This is a genomic window from Streptomyces sp. NPDC005866 (genome assembly GCF_040629895.1).
Lineage (GTDB): Bacteria > Actinomycetota > Actinomycetes > Streptomycetales > Streptomycetaceae > Streptomyces.
Genome location: NZ_JBEXWP010000014.1, coordinates 1 through 13913, shown reverse-complemented (window position 1 = coordinate 13913; position 13913 = coordinate 1). Strand labels below are relative to the sequence as shown.

The following is a 13913-nucleotide window of genomic DNA, read 5'->3' as shown; positions in this document are numbered from 1 at the left end:
CCGAAGGGACGGCGGCCCCTCACAGCCACCGGCCTAGGGGGTGTCGTCTGGATCATGCCGGCGTCGCGGGGTCTGGCACGCACTCAGCAGAGGGGGTGCCCCCAGCCGCGTTGTCGTCACTCCCCGACGTCCCCCAGCCTTCGGCCGGAGGTGCCGCCACCGCGTCGCCCGCCGCGGCAGCGGCTGATTGTCCACGCCTCCTCCGCCTCGCAGCTGCACGCACCAGACCCCGCTCGGCTCGGTCAAGGAACACTGTTCCTCACTGCCGACCTGATCCAGACGACACTCCCTGGCGCGCCACGCGGTAGCGGAGGTAGACAACTCCTGAGCTGAAGGTGCGGCTCTCGACGAGTTCGAGATCCACCCGGCGCTCGCGCCGGGGAAAGAACGGAACGCCACCGCCGACCAGCACCGGGTAGACCCTGGCCCGGTACTCGTCGATCAGACCCGACGCGGCCGCCTCGGCGGCGAGAGTCGCGCCGCCGATCGCGATGTCGCCCTCCCCCGGCTCGGCTCGCAACCGCTCGATCTCCTCCGCCAGGCCCCCGGAGGCCAGGCGGGCATTGCCCAGCACCGCCGACAGCGTGGTGGAGAACACCACCTTGGGGAGCGGCTTCCAGATCGCGGCCCACTCGAGCAGCGAGTCGTCGAGCGAGGGATCCTGGTCGGCGGTCTCCCAGTACAGCATCGTCTCGTACAGCCGTCGCCCCAACAGGTGGACGCCGACCTCTTGCATCTCGTCGGTGGCCAAGCGAAAGACCTCAACGTCGGGCGCCGCCCAGTCGAAGTCGCCGTCCGGCCCGACGATGTAGCCGTCAAGTGAGACGCCCATCGAATACGTCACGCTGCGCAACAGAAGTCCTCCTCCGTAACGGGTTCGACAGTACGACCGCCGGACGCGGCAGGACTCATCGCCGCGACGGAATATGGGTCGGTGAACGGCACCACACGTCACGCTGCACGGTGGAGGGAATCGCCCTGGTCCAGTCCCGTGGCGGCCGGATCGTGGAGGCCCATCCGGGCGATGTGATCTGGACGCCGCCGGGCGAGGAGCACTGGCACGGCGCCGGTCCCGGCCAGTTCATGGCCCACCTCGCCCTGTGGGAGACCGACGACGTCACCTGGCTCGACCACGTGACCGACGCCGAATACGGCGGTCCGCGCGACAGCACACGCAGGTGACACCCCCGACCCCCGGTGACATCCGGGTGGGGCCACCTGTTTTCAAGACGCTCCCGTGTCGCTGATCGCCGTCAGGATCCGTCTACGCGCTCCGGGCGCAGTACGGCTCACCTGGCCACCTCCGAAGCGGTGCCGGATCCGGCGAGGCCCAGTTCGCGCTCGCCGAGCGGAGCGAAGAACCGGTCGACGTCGGCGTCGCTGACCTCGGCGAGGGTGGCCGGGGACCAGCGCGGGTTCCGGTCCTTGTCGACGACCTGGGCGCGGATGCCCTCCACCAGGTCGTGGGTGGCGAGCGCGGCGCAGGAGACGCGGTACTCCTGGTCCAGGACGCGCTCCAGCGAACCGAGCCGCCGGGCCCGGCGCAGTGCCGCCAAGGTGACCTTCAGGGCCGTCGGCGACCTGGTGAGCAGGGTCTCCGCCGTCTCCTTCGCCGCCGGGTCGCCGTGGGCGAGCAGCCGCTGGACGATCTCCTCGACCGTGTCGGCGGCGTAGCAGACGTCGATCCAGTGCCGGTCGCGGGCCAGTTCCCCCTCCGGGGCCGGTCGCACATGCCGGGTGAGCGTCTCGTGCACGGGTCGGTCGGCGAGGTCGGCGATCAGCCGCCCGATCCTGTCCGACGGAACACAGTGGTCGGCGAGTCCGCACGACAAGGCGTCGGCGGCACCGATCTGAGCGCCTGTCAGGGCGAGATGGGTGCCGAGTTCGCCGGGGGCGAGGGCGAGCAGATGGGTGCCGCCGATGTCGGGCACGAAGCCGATGCCGGTCTCCGGCATGGCGATCCGGGAGCGCTCGGTGGCGATGCGGACACTGCCGTGCGCGGAGACGCCCACCCCGCCGCCCATGACGATGCCGTCCATGATCGCGACATAGGGCTTGGGGTAGCGGGCGATCCTGGCGTTGAGGCGGTACTCGTCACGCCAGAAGGCGGCCGAGGCGGTGCCGTCGCCGTCCCGGGCGTCGTCGTGGACGGCGCGGATGTCGCCGCCCGCGCACAGGCCGCGCTCCCCCGCGCCGGTGATGACGACGGTTTCGACGGCCGGGTCGTGCTCCCACTCCGTCAGGGCCTCGGCGATGCGCAGCACCATGGTGTGCGAGAGGGCGTTGAGCGCCTTGGGCCGGTTGAGGGTGAGATGTGCGGACCGTCCGGTGACCTGCACCAGGACGTCGTCTGCCGCCCCGGTCATTCGAACGCCTCCGTCAGGCCGCCGGCCACGATGACACGCATGATCTCGCTGGTTCCTTCCAGGGTCTGGTGGACCCGCGGGCCACGGACGATCTCCTGGACACCGTACGCGCTGGGGTGGCCGCAGCCGCCGTGGGGCTGGGGCGAGGTCGGCGACCGAGTACCCGGTGTCGGTGGTGAACCGCTTCGGCCACCGCGCACGGGTACGGCGCCTGCGGATCGCCCGGCCCAGATCCTGGGCGGCCTGCCGCACCCGGGCGCGGGCGGGACCAGGTCGAAGCCGGCGCGGCCGGCCGGCGGTACGCGCCTGCACCGCCGTCGCGAAGCTGCCGCGATGGCCGTGCCGGCCGCCCGCCTCAGTCGGCGGCGACGGGCTCGGCCACGGCGGCGGGGACGTCGCGGACGCCCAGCCGCAGGTGCTCCACGTGGTAGAGAGCCTGGTCGAGGAGTTCGGCGACGTGGTTGTCGTAGAGCGCGTACACGATCGAACGCCCGTGGCGTTCGCCGGTGACCAGTCCGAGGTTGCGCAGGAGGCGCAGCTGGTGGGAGCAGGCGGAGGCTTCCATCCCGACCGCGTCGGCCAGCTCGCCGACCGAGCAGGGTCCCTCCTGGAGCCGGGCCAGGATGTAGAGCCGCGAGGGGGTGGCGAGGGCCTGGAGGGTGGCGGCGACGTCGGCGGTCCCCACGGCGTCGAGGCGCTCGCGGGCGGTGGTGCTGCTGGCGGTGTCGGTTCCGTGGCCCATTGAGACATCATACCCATGACACATGAAGACCTATTCAGACGTTCCTGTACGGTGGACGTGTTGCCCGTCCGCCCGCGAAGGGTTGTTCTGCCATGTCTTCCGTCCTGGATCAGCGGCCCGCGCCTGCCGCCGCCGGCCCCCGTCCGGCGCCCGCATGGCGCCGGACGCGGGTTCTGGCGCTGCCGGAGGCGCGGTGGGCGCTGGCCGCGCTGGTCCTGTTCCTGATCGCCCTCCCGCTGGACCTCCTCGATGCCCCGGCCTGGCTGTGGGCTCCGCTCTATGTCGCCGTCTACGTCACGGGCGGCTGGGAGCCGGGTTGGGAGGGCCTGAAGGCCCTGAAGGACAAGACCTTGGACGTGGATCTCCTGATGGTCGTCGCCGCGCTCGGCGCAGCCGCCATCGGGCAGATCCTCGACGGGGCGTTGCTGATCGTCATCTTCGCGACCTCCGGCGCCCTGGAGGCCGTGGCGACCGCCCGCACGGCGGACTCCGTGCGCGGCCTCCTCGGCCTCGCCCCCGCCACCGCGAGCCGGATCCTGCCCGACGGCACCGAGGAGACGGTCGCCGCCGAGGACCTGAAGGTCGGGGACACGATCCTGGTGCGGCCCGGTGAGCGGGTCGGCGCCGACGGGCGGGTTCTGGACGGGGCGAGCGACGTCGACCAGGCCACCATCACCGGCGAGCCCCTGCCGGTGACCAAGGAGACGGGCGACGAGGTGTTCGCCGGCACCGTCAACGGCACGGGTGCCCTCCGCGTCCGGGTGGAGCGCGACCCGGCGGACTCGGTGATCGTACGGATCGTGAAGATGGTCGAGGAAGCCTCCGAGACCAAGGCTCCCACCCAGCTCTTCATCGAGAAGATCGAGCAGCGGTACTCGATCGGCATGGTCATCGCCACCCTCGCCGTGTTCGCGGTCCCGCTCTCCTTCGGCTCCGCCCTCCAGCCCGCCCTGCTCCGGGCGATGACCTTCATGATCGTCGCCTCCCCGTGCGCAGTGGTGCTCTCCACCATGCCGCCGCTGCTCTCCGCGATCGCCAACGCCGGCCGCCACGGTGTGCTCGCCAAGTCCGCCGTCGTGATGGAACGCCTCGGTCAGGTCGACACCGTCGCCCTGGACAAGACCGGCACGCTGACCGAAGGCACCCCGCGCGTCACCGACATCCGCCCCCTGCCCGGCACCGGCCTGACCGAGGACACGCTGCTGGCCCTGACCGCCGCTGCCGAGCACCCCAGCGAGCACCCGCTCGCCCGCGCGGTGGTCGACGCCGCCCGCGAACGCCGTCTGTCGCTGCCGGAGCCGCTGGACTTCACCTCCGCTCCCGGCCGGGGCGTGAGCGCCACCGTCGACGGCCGCACCGTCCAGGTCGGCTCACCCGCCCGCCTCCTGCCCGAGCCCCCCGAGACCGTGCGCAACCTCGTGGCGGAACTGGAAGGCACCGGGCGCACCGCGGTCGTGGTCCTGCACGACGGGATCCCGGCCGGTGTGATCGGCACGGCCGACCGACTCCGCCAGGATGCCGCCGCCACGGTCGCCGCCCTCGCCGAGCTGACCGGCCGCCTCCCGGTCCTGCTGACCGGCGACAACGAACGCGCCGCCAAGCACCTCGCCGGGCAGGTCGGCATCACCGACGTCCGCGCCGGACTCCTGCCCCAGGACAAGGCCGTAGCGGTCAGGGAGTGGGAGTCCGAGGGCCGCCGGGTCCTCATGGTCGGCGACGGCGTCAACGACGCCCCCGCGCTGGCCGCCGCCCACACCGGAATCGCCATGGGCAAGGCAGGCTCCGACCTCGCCCTGGAAACCGCCGACGCCGTCGTCGTCCGCGACGAACTCGCCGCCATCCCCACCGTCGTCTCCCTCTCCCGGGCCGCCCGGCGCCTGGTCGTCCAGAACCTCGTCATCGCCGCCGTGTTCATCTCCGCCCTGGTGGCCTGGGACCTCATGGCCACCCTGCCCCTCCCGCTCGGCGTCGCCGGACACGAGGGCTCCACCGTCATCGTCGGCCTCAACGGCCTGCGCCTGCTGCGCGAAGCGGCCTGGAAGAACCCCGTCCAGCGAGGTACCGCATGAGCAAACGCTCCGGTCGTGCTGCTCCCGCCCCGGCCGCCGGAGCGGAAGCGGCACGGCCCACGGTCACCGTCTGCCGCGGGTGCTGCTGTGGCACGTCCAAGGTCCCCGGCCTTGATCACACCACCCAACTCCGCGAGCTGCGCGAGGCATTGAACGGCTCCGCGACCGTACGGGTCACCGACTGCCTCGACGCCTGCGAGCGCGCCAACGTCATCGTCGTCCAGCCCTCCGCCTGCGGCCGCGAGGCCGGCGGGCGCCCCGTCTGGCTCGGGCTGGTCAACGATCCCGACGCCACCGCCGCCATCGCCACCTGGATCGCGGGCGGCGGCCCCGATCTCGTCGAACCGCCCGCCATCCTCGACCTCCACGCCTTCAGCCCCTCCCGCCGGGTACGCGCGGGTGCCGCCCGAAGCCGGGACCTCCCGGATTGAAGCGTCAACCAAGCCGTCGGTAAAGTCACTTGAGACGTAAAGCTGGGCTTCCCCCATGGTCACTCCCGAGCCGCGCTGGCTGACCGACGACGAGAGACAGTCCTGGCTCGCCCTCGCCGGTGTGCTGGCCAGGCTCCCGGTGGAACTGGACGCGCAGTTGCAGCACGACGCGGGGATCAGTCACTTCGAGTACCAGGTACTGGCGGGACTCTCCGAGGCGCCCGGCCGTACCCTGCGGATGAGCGAACTGGCGCTGTTCGCCAACGGGTCGCTGTCCCGGCTCTCCCATGTCGCCAAGCGCCTGGAGGCCCGGGGCTGGCTGCGCCGCGAGCCGGACCGGCACAACGGCCGCTTCACCGTGGCGACGCTGACGGGGACGGGCTGGGCCAAGGTCGTCGGCTCGGCGCCGGGGCACGTGGCGGCCGTACGCCGGCTGGTCTTGGACCCGCTGCCCCAGACACAGGTCCGGCAGCTGCGGGAGATCGGCCGCCGGATCCTGGCGGCGACCGACGACTCCGGCAGGCCCCTGGGCTAGACCCAACGCGGTAGCCCGCGCCGGCCAGCAGCGGGACGGGACCCGAAGTCGGCGTCCAGCGCGACGCACAGGTCCTCGGAGTGCTCCAGGCGGGGCGCCGCGTCGTCAGTCGTCGGGGACGCCCGCTCCGCTGAGCGCGGGCACGGTCCGCTCCGGGTGGGCCAGGGAGCGGGCGCCCGGACGGAACGGCGACTTCCGCGGCTTCTGCTTCGACACCGCACTGTCCGCCGGCCCCGCCGCCCTGCCCACGCTGCTCGCCTTCGCCCGCCCCGGACATGTCCTGTTCGGCGGCGACTGGCCGTTCGCGCCGGCCGCGGCCGGCCAGTACTTCGCCCACGGTCTCGACAGCGGTGTCGACCCCGGCATCCTCACCGCCGTCAACCGCACCGACGCCGAAGCTCTCTTCCCCCGCCTGGCCGACGCCCCCGCGCCCGCGCCCGTCTCCCGTCCGCTCCCGCCGCGGCCGCGGCAGTCCGCACGGCGAGCCGGCGCCCGCTCCTTCTTCAGGCTCGTCCAGCCCGGAACCCACTGAGGGCCTCTGCGGGAGGTCCGGTGAACCGGCAGGGAACTCTTGGTCATGGGTTTCTCTGGACGGCCGTTCGAGTGCGAAGCCCTGCCTAACATGGGGCGATCACGACGGTTGCGAACCCGGGAGCTCGGGATGGTGTTGTCCGGCCTCAGCTGGAGGTCGTTGCGTCCCTGGGCGGTCGTCGCGGTCGCCGTCGTCTGTCTGGGGGCCGGAGTCCTGGCGCTCACGCACGACTCACGCCAGGCACACGCCGGCCCGGCCGCCCTGCCGCACACCACGGTGGAGGTGTCCCACAGCCGCTGCGGCCGGGGCTGGAGCACGCCGCGGTCCGGTCTCCAGGTCTTCGACCTGCGCAACACGGCCGACGGCCCCGCCGAGGTCTTCCTGGAGGACCCGAGGAGCCAAGCCGTCTACGGCGAGGTGGAGGGCATCGGCCCCGGCACGACCCGGAAACTGACCGTCCGCCTCGGCAAGGGCGCGTATGCGTTCAAGTGCGTCCCCGATGACGCCGACGCCGTCACCGGGCCCACGGTTCACATCACCAAGGGGACGAGCGGGCCGGCCGCGGCCCCGGTCACCGAGCACGATCTGATCCCGTCGGCGCTCGCTTACCAGAAGTGGGTCGGCAGCGGCCTGTCCGACGTCGTACGGCTGACGACGACACTGCGGGACGCGGTCGACGGCGGCGACGTCGCCGCCGCCCGTACCGCCTGGCTGCCGGCGCACCTGGAGTACGAGCGGCTCGGCGCGGCGTACGAGGCCTTCGGGGACGCGGACGGCGCGATCAACGGCACGGACGCGGGCCTGCCCGGCGGGGTGCACGACAAGGACTTCACCGGCTTCCACCGGATCGAGTACGGCCTGTGGCACGGCGAGTCCGCCGACGGCCTGCGCGGCCCGGCGGCCGGCCTGGTGAAGGCGGTCACCGCGCTGCGCGACGACTGGGCGCAGACCCGGATGGACCCCGCCCAGCTGGGGCTGCGGGCGCACGAGATCCTGGAGAACACGGTGCAGTTCGAGCTGACCGGCCGTACCGACTACGGCAGCGGCAGCAACCTCGCCACCGCCCGCGCCAACCTGGACGGCACGGTGCAGGTCATGACCCGGCTGCACCCGCTGCTGGCCACCCGGTACGCCGGTCTGTCCGGTCTGGAGAGCGAACTGGACCGGGCCGGCAGGACGCTCGACGCCTTCGAGCACGACGGGGGCTGGACACCCCTGGGCCAACTGAGCCACCGGCAGCGCGAGAACGTCGACGCCGCGCTCGGGGACCTGGTGGAACGCCTGGCATCGGTGGCGACCCTGTGCGATCCGCGGAGGACGGTGTGAGCACGAACGAGACGACGGGCAGGGGCGGAGTCGGCCGCCGTGGGTTCCTGCGGGGCGCGGCACTCGCGGGCGCGGGGCTGGCCGCCGGAGGCGCGGCCGCCCCGATCACGGACACCGCCACGGCGACGCCCGCCATCGCGCCCTTCCACGGCGCCCGCCAGCAGTCGGCGATCGCGGCGCCGCGCCGGACGGCCCTGTTCGCGTCGCTCGACGTCACCGCGGGGAGCCGGGCCGAGCTGACCGAACTGCTGCGCACGCTCACCGACCGCGCCCGTTTCCTCACCTCGGGCGGCACCCCCGACCCGGTGGGCGTCACCGCTCCGCCCGCCGACTCCGGCGTCCTCGGCGGGGAACTGCCGTCCGGGGCGCTGGCGGTGACCGTCGGCGTCGGCGCCTCGCTCTTCGACGACCGGTACGGGCTGGGCCAACTGAGACCCCGTCGGCTGACGACGATGCCGGCCTTCCCCGACGACGACCTCAGGCCCGAATGGTGCCACGGGGACCTCAGTTTGCAGTTGCACGCGGACGACACCGACACCGTGCTGCACGCCCTGCGCGACATCGCCCGGCACACCCGTGGCGGAACGCAGGTCCGCTGGCGGATGGATGGGTTCAGCAGCCCGCCGCGGCCGTCCGGCACCCCGCGGAACCTGATGGGCTTCAAGGACGGCACCGCCAACCCGCAGACCACCAGCGCCCGCGAGATGGACCGGCTGGTGTGGGTCGGCGGGGACTCCGGCGAGCCGGACTGGGCGGTCGGCGGGAGCTATCAGGTGGTGCGGCTCATCCGCATGCTGGTGGAGTTCTGGGACCGGGTCTCGCTCGGCGAACAGGAGCGGATGTTCGGCCGCTCCCGCGAGTCCGGGGCGCCCCTGGACGGTGACGCCGAGCACGACACCCCCGACTACGCCGACGATCCCAAGGGCGACGTCATCCCGCTGGACGCGCACATCCGGCTGGCCAACCCGCGCACCGCGGCCACCGCGGACCAGCGGATCCTGCGCCGTGCCTACAACTACGACCGGGGCATGGACAGCAACGGCAACCTCGACATGGGCCTGCTGTTCTGCTGCTACCAGCAGGACCTGGCCCGGCAGTTCGAGACCGTGCAGAAGCGCCTGGCCGGCGAACCGCTCGTCGACTACATATCGCCGTTCGGCGGCGGGTACTTCTTCACCCTGCCCGGCGTCCGGGACAGGAACGACTGGTACGGCAGAGCCCTTCTGACCTGAACCTGTCTGGACAACTCATGGGCGCGATCGGTCAATACACGGTCAAGGTTTGCCCCAGTATCCCTGACCGGGTGTTCACGCCCGCGCCATCATGGCTCCGCCACGACGCCCCGCAGCGGGCGAAGCATCCCTGCCTGTACGACGCAATGACGTTCATGCCCGAAGGGTGAACCAGCATGACCAGCACTGGAAGACGAACGGCGATCAGGAGCCTGGGGGCGCTCGCGGGTGCCGCCGCGCTCACGGTCCTCGGCGGCACCGCGCCCAGCTGGGCGGCCGTACCGGCCGGGCACAGCGGCGGCTCGTCCACCACGACGCCGATCAAGCACGTGGTCGTGCTGTTCGACGAGAACATCTCCTTCGACCACTACTTCGCGACCTACCCGAAGGCCGCGAACACCGACGGCACGAAGTTCACGGCGTCCAAGACGACCCCGAAGGACATCGACACCCTCGCGCACGCCGGGCTGCTGACGAAGAACCCGAACCAGTACGCGCCCAAGCGGCTCACCCCGGCGCAGGCCATGACCTGCGACCAGAACCACTCCTACGGGGCCGAGCAGTACGCCTACAACGGCGGCAAGGCCGACCAGTTCGTGCAGGACACCGAGGTCAACAAGTGCAGCGGCGGCCTGTTCGGCGAGCCGGGCCTGGTGATGGACTACTATGACGGCAACACCGTCACCGCGCTGTGGAACTACGCCCAGCAGTACACCCTGAACGACCGCTCCTACAGCTCGGTCTACGGCCCGTCCACGCCGGGCGCGCTCAACCTGGTCTCGGGTCAGACGCACGGCGCGATCTCCGTCGACTCGGTCACCGGCAAGCAGACGTCGACCCCCGATTCGTACGCCATCGCCTCCCCGGACGCCAAGGGTGTCGGCACGGTCATCAACGACCCCGACCCGGCCTACGACGACTGCTCCGACAAGGACCACACCAGCACCAGCGCGCTGGCGGCGCTGCAGGGCAAGAACATCGGTGACCAGCTCAACGCCAAGAACGTGACGTGGGGCTGGTTCCAGGGCGGCTTCCGCGCAACCACCGCCTGGGACGGCAAGTCGGGCGACTTCGCCAAGTGCGACACCACGCACACCAACGTCGGCGGCGCCTCCGTGGTCGACTACAGCCCGCACCACAACCCGTTCTCGTACTACAAGTCGACGTCCAACCCGCACCACGTGGCGCCGAAGAACGTTGACGAGATCGGTCACCAGGGCCAGGCCAACCACAACTACGACCTGACCGACTTCACCGCGGCCACCAAGGCGGGCAAGCTCCCGGCCGTCAGCTTCGTCAAGGCCGGCCAGTACCAGGACGGCCACGCCGGCTACTCCGACCCGACCGACGAGCAGCATTTCCTGGTGAACGAGATCAACGCGATCCAGAGCTCGCCGGAGTGGAAGTCCACCGCGATCGTGGTCGCCTACGACGACTCCGACGGCTGGTACGACCACGCCTACGCCAAGCCCCGCAACGGTTCCAAGGACACCACGGTCGGCTCCAACGGCAAGACCGTCGACAGCGCCGCCTGCCAGGCGGGCCCGGCCGCGTCCGGCGGCTACGCCGACCGCTGCGGCCCCGGCACCCGGCAGCCGCTGCTGGTCATCTCGCCGTACAGCAAGGTGAACAAAGTCGACCACACGCAGACCGACCAGGCCTCGGTCACCCGCTTCATCGAGGACAACTGGCGCACCGGCCGCGTCGGTGACCACTCCTTCGACGCCACCGCGGGCTCGCTGACGAACATGTTCGACTTCCGGCACCCGAACAACAAGCAGGTGCTGCTGAACTCGGACGGTTCCGTCAAGCACGTCGGCCCGATCCACCAGGTGGCTCCGGTCAGCACGCACATCACGCCGGGTCCGGCGCTGGAGGTCACGGCCGCGACGACCGGCTCCGCCGGGTTTCCCACCGTCCCGGTGAGCCTCGGCGTGGGCGCCCTCGTGGCCGTCGGCGCCACGGGCACGTACCTGACGCTGCGCCGTAAGCAGCGCACCACCGCCTGACCTCCGCACGGCTCCAACCACCTCGGCACGGTCCTCCTCCCCGGACCGTGCCGAGGTGCGTCTGGACATGGCTCAAATCCTTCACCCTCGGGATTCCTGCGGGCGCCGTTGCCCGTCCCACCCGTCCCTTACCGGCTGAGCCTCCGCGGATCGCCGCGGACGTCTCCCCGCGCAGTGGATACGATGATCGGTGGCAGGTACACCGACACGGCGGAAGGGCGCGCGGCACGATGACGAGCGGGGAGGCCGTGGCACTGCACGACCCTGTGGGCGTGTCCCTGCGCGGTCGCCATGCGGATCTCGGACGCCGGCTCGGCCGGGCCGCCTGGGCCGCGCCGGCGCCTCCTCCGACCGCGTCGGGGTGTCCTCCAGTGTCCGGAGTGTTCACTTCTTAAGGAGAGAAGTCCGTTGTCCATGCCGACCGTGTCCCAGGGCAGCTACTTCGAGGCCGTCGATGACCGCCGCTACAAGCCGACGCCCCACGCGGGCGGGGCCTGGGCGCCGGACGAGCAGCACGTCGGTCCGCTGTCGGGGCTCGTCGTCCACGCCCTCGACCGGTACCGGGCCGCCCGCCCGGCCAACGGCCTGCTGCTGTCCCGGATCAGCTACGACATCCTCGGCCGTCTCGCCCTGGACGAGTGCGAGATCGAGGTGGAGACCGTCCGTCCCGGGCGGACCATCGAACTCCTCGAAGCGGTCGTGCGGATCTCCGGCCGCTCGGTCCTGCGCGCCCGCGCCTGGTACCTGGCCGAACTCGACACCGCCGCGGTCGCGGGCGGCCCCGACGACCGTCTCGTGCCGCCGGAGTCCCTCGCCCCGTGGCCGGCGAGCGACCTCTGGCCCGGTGGCTACATCGACTCCGTGGAGATCCGTCCGGTCGAACCGCGGCGGCCGGGCCGTACGGCCGCCTGGATCTCCACGCCCCTGGAACTGGTCGCCGGTGTTCCGGTCAGCCCGCTCGCCTCGTATCTCACCCTGGTGGACACCGCCAACGGCATCGCCGTCCGGCAGCAGCCCACCGAGTGGATGTTCCCGAACGTCGACCTGACCATCCACCTCCACCGCCAACCCCGGGGCCCCTGGACCGGGTTGGACACCAAGGTCACCTTCGGCCCCACCGGGCAGGGCCTCACCGGCACGGTCCTGCACGACGTGGACGGCCCGGTCGGCCATGCCTCGCAGATCCTCACGGTCCGGCCGCTGCCGGGGGCGTAGGAGCCCGGCAGCCAACTGGGCCCTGCGGGCGACGGGGCTTGGACCCTGCAAGGGCCCCAGCAGCGGACGGTCACCGCCGTCGTGGACGCGCTCTCCCTGGCCTGCGACGCCCGGCAGCAGCTCCTGCAACTGGCGCGGGACGCCCGGTTGCGGGATCACTGGACGCGTCCGACCGCTGCGCGAACTTGCCCGGTCCGTCGACGACTTCACCGGGCGGGCGGCCGAACTGGGTTGGGCCGACGGGCTCGTGCAGAGCGACGGGCGCCCGGTGTCGCCGTGGTGGGGGTCGTCACCGGCTCTGCCGGGCTGGGGAAGACCACCTTCGCCATCCGCGCCGCCCACGCCGTGCGGCCGGGCTTTGCCGACGAGGTGTTCTCCCTCGACCTGTTCGGCATGTCCCTGCGGCCGCTGACCGTCGAGGACGCCCTGGGGCTGCTGCTCGGTGCGCTCGGGGGCGCGTCCCACGTGCCGATGATCAGCCACCCGAAGACCACGGCGCGCTTCGTCGAGACGGCCGTCAAGGCGACCTGCTGACCAGCCGACCCACCGCCCCGGCCCGCGGGCCGGGGTTTCCCGCTGCCCTCAGCTCCCGGGCTCTCCCTCGGCGGGCACCCGGTCGGCGCTCTCCGCAGGCCTGCGGTGCACGGTGCGGACCGGGATCGTCAGCAGCCACCAGTACTTGGCGAGGTCCGGTGACCAGAACGCCAGCGGGATCGCCGTGGCGAAGACCAGGACGTGCAGGAGGTTACGGCGGACCGCCTGCCTCAGCCGCTCGGGGTCCGCGTCCGGGGTGGCCAGGGCGGGCGCGGTCAGCAACCGCAGGTACATGGCGCACAGGAGGCCGAGGGACAGGGCGATCGCACCCGAGTAGCAGGCCGTCGCCGTGGTCGTCTCGCCGTACTCGCTGAGCAGTTTGGTCGGGAAGGGCAGCGCGGCCACGACCGCGAGCAGGGCGAAGTAGAGATAGAGCAGCCAGCGGTCGACGGTGGCGACCAGCGCGAACAGAGCGTGCTGGGTCAGCCAGAGCACGCCGATGACGGCGAAGCTCAGCAGATACGCGCCCACCGCCGGGAGCACCTCCCGGACGGCGTGGGCGACTTCCCATTCGTGCAGTCCCTCGGGGACGGTGATGTCGAGGGCGAGCAGGGTGATGGCGATGGCGAACACGGCGTCGCCGAGCATCACCAGTCGCTCCGGTCCCACGGATATCTCGCGGCGACGGAGGGCAAGGGGGCTGAGATGGTTCATGTCGGCGGCACCACGGCATTCCTCGGCGTACGGACGACGGAAGGATTACCACACCGCCATGTACGCCCGGAGCGGGGACGGCCCCAAGGCGGGACGGCCTAGGGCCTGTGGCCAAAGTCCCGCCTGCCCCGCGACGCCCGGCACGCACTCTCGCCGCACCGGGCACAAACCCAAGTACGTCCAGTACGAGGGCTTGCACCCGGCACCC

General features: G+C 71.8%; 13 protein-coding genes and 2 pseudogenes. 10 read left to right on the top strand and 5 right to left on the bottom strand.

Annotated features, from left to right (window positions below):
- Positions 1–259: 259 nt before the first annotated feature.
- Positions 260–853: a dihydrofolate reductase family protein gene (locus ABZ396_RS21415; RefSeq protein ID WP_358920482.1), complete on the bottom strand. Its 594-nt coding sequence runs from the start codon at positions 851–853 to the stop codon at positions 260–262.
- Between the two features lie 110 nt (positions 854–963).
- On the opposite strand from ABZ396_RS21415, the gene ABZ396_RS21410 reads away from it, so the two are divergent.
- Positions 964–1182, top strand: a complete 219-nt coding sequence (locus ABZ396_RS21410) for a hypothetical protein (RefSeq protein WP_358920480.1) — start codon at positions 964–966, stop codon at positions 1180–1182.
- Positions 1183–1289: 107 nt separating this feature from the next.
- Here ABZ396_RS21410 and ABZ396_RS21405 read toward each other — a convergent pair whose 3' ends face one another.
- The 3 genes and pseudogenes from ABZ396_RS21405 to ABZ396_RS21395 all read right to left on the bottom strand — a co-directional run bounded on the left by ABZ396_RS21405 (position 1290) and on the right by ABZ396_RS21395 (position 3108).
- On the bottom strand, positions 1290–2366 hold the full coding sequence (locus tag ABZ396_RS21405) for an enoyl-CoA hydratase/isomerase family protein (protein ID WP_358920478.1): 1077 nt from the start codon (positions 2364–2366) through the stop codon (positions 1290–1292).
- A pseudogene (locus tag ABZ396_RS21400) lies at positions 2363–2630 on the bottom strand (acyl-CoA dehydrogenase family protein); the annotation flags it as partial. The gene ABZ396_RS21405 and the pseudogene ABZ396_RS21400, both read right to left, overlap by 4 nt.
- Before the next feature lie 91 nt (positions 2631–2721).
- Positions 2722–3108 carry a metalloregulator ArsR/SmtB family transcription factor gene (locus ABZ396_RS21395; protein WP_358920476.1) on the bottom strand — a complete coding sequence of 129 codons (387 nt, stop codon included), beginning with the start codon at positions 3106–3108 and terminating at the stop codon, positions 2722–2724.
- Between the two features lie 92 nt (positions 3109–3200).
- On the opposite strand from ABZ396_RS21395, the gene ABZ396_RS21390 reads away from it, so the two are divergent.
- From ABZ396_RS21390 to ABZ396_RS21350, 9 genes and pseudogenes are all read left to right on the top strand, one after another.
- Positions 3201–5177, top strand: coding sequence for a heavy metal translocating P-type ATPase (locus ABZ396_RS21390; protein WP_358920474.1), 1977 nt, complete (start codon positions 3201–3203; stop codon positions 5175–5177).
- Positions 5174–5608 carry a (2Fe-2S) ferredoxin domain-containing protein gene (locus ABZ396_RS21385; protein ID WP_358920473.1) on the top strand — a complete coding sequence of 145 codons (435 nt, stop codon included), beginning with the start codon at positions 5174–5176 and terminating at the stop codon, positions 5606–5608. The genes ABZ396_RS21390 and ABZ396_RS21385 overlap by 4 nt, the downstream gene beginning before the upstream one ends.
- A 55-nt stretch (positions 5609–5663) precedes the next feature.
- On the top strand, positions 5664–6143 hold the full coding sequence (locus ABZ396_RS21380; protein WP_358920471.1) for a MarR family transcriptional regulator: 480 nt from the start codon (positions 5664–5666) through the stop codon (positions 6141–6143).
- A 190-nt stretch (positions 6144–6333) separates the two neighbouring features.
- Positions 6334–6675 (top strand): annotated as a pseudogene (locus ABZ396_RS21375) (amidohydrolase); the annotation flags it as partial.
- Between the two features lie 129 nt (positions 6676–6804).
- Positions 6805–8001, top strand: coding sequence for an EfeM/EfeO family lipoprotein (locus tag ABZ396_RS21370; RefSeq protein ID WP_358920469.1), 1197 nt, complete (start codon positions 6805–6807; stop codon positions 7999–8001).
- Positions 7998–9233 (top strand): iron uptake transporter deferrochelatase/peroxidase subunit, encoded by a 1236-nt coding sequence (efeB, locus tag ABZ396_RS21365; RefSeq protein ID WP_358920467.1) that lies wholly within the window; start codon positions 7998–8000, stop codon positions 9231–9233. The genes ABZ396_RS21370 and efeB overlap by 4 nt, the downstream gene beginning before the upstream one ends.
- Before the next feature lie 176 nt (positions 9234–9409).
- On the top strand, positions 9410–11242 hold the full coding sequence (locus ABZ396_RS21360; protein ID WP_358920465.1) for an alkaline phosphatase family protein: 1833 nt from the start codon (positions 9410–9412) through the stop codon (positions 11240–11242).
- A gap of 414 nt (positions 11243–11656) precedes the next feature.
- A complete protein-coding gene (locus tag ABZ396_RS21355) occupies positions 11657–12457 on the top strand; it encodes a thioesterase family protein (RefSeq protein WP_358920587.1) in 801 nt (266 codons plus the stop codon).
- Positions 12458–12733: 276 nt separating this feature from the next.
- Complete coding sequence (locus ABZ396_RS21350) at positions 12734–12991, top strand: hypothetical protein (RefSeq protein WP_358920464.1); 258 nt, start codon at positions 12734–12736, stop codon at positions 12989–12991.
- A 48-nt stretch (positions 12992–13039) separates the two neighbouring features.
- On the opposite strand, the gene ABZ396_RS21345 is transcribed toward ABZ396_RS21350, so the two are convergent.
- Positions 13040–13705, bottom strand: a complete 666-nt coding sequence (locus ABZ396_RS21345; protein WP_358920462.1) for a TMEM175 family protein — start codon at positions 13703–13705, stop codon at positions 13040–13042.
- Positions 13706–13913: the final 208 nt, after the last annotated feature.

What these genes read in the sequence shown, in the direction of transcription:
- ABZ396_RS21395 (WP_358920476.1), bottom strand. Translation starts at nt 3,108, where the DNA reads ATGGGCCACGGAACCGACACCGCCAGCAGCACCACCGCCCGCGAGCGC.
- ABZ396_RS21385 (WP_358920473.1), top strand. Translation starts at nt 5,174, where the DNA reads ATGAGCAAACGCTCCGGTCGTGCTGCTCCCGCCCCGGCCGCCGGAGCG.
- ABZ396_RS21345 (WP_358920462.1), bottom strand. Translation starts at nt 13,705, where the DNA reads ATGAACCATCTCAGCCCCCTTGCCCTCCGTCGCCGCGAGATATCCGTG.
- ABZ396_RS21380 (WP_358920471.1), top strand. Translation starts at nt 5,664, where the DNA reads ATGGTCACTCCCGAGCCGCGCTGGCTGACCGACGACGAGAGACAGTCC.
- ABZ396_RS21390 (WP_358920474.1), top strand. Translation starts at nt 3,201, where the DNA reads ATGTCTTCCGTCCTGGATCAGCGGCCCGCGCCTGCCGCCGCCGGCCCC.
- ABZ396_RS21355 (WP_358920587.1), top strand. Translation starts at nt 11,657, where the DNA reads ATGCCGACCGTGTCCCAGGGCAGCTACTTCGAGGCCGTCGATGACCGC.
- ABZ396_RS21405 (WP_358920478.1), bottom strand. Translation starts at nt 2,366, where the DNA reads ATGACCGGGGCGGCAGACGACGTCCTGGTGCAGGTCACCGGACGGTCC.
- ABZ396_RS21370 (WP_358920469.1), top strand. Translation starts at nt 6,805, where the DNA reads ATGGTGTTGTCCGGCCTCAGCTGGAGGTCGTTGCGTCCCTGGGCGGTC.
- ABZ396_RS21360 (WP_358920465.1), top strand. Translation starts at nt 9,410, where the DNA reads ATGACCAGCACTGGAAGACGAACGGCGATCAGGAGCCTGGGGGCGCTC.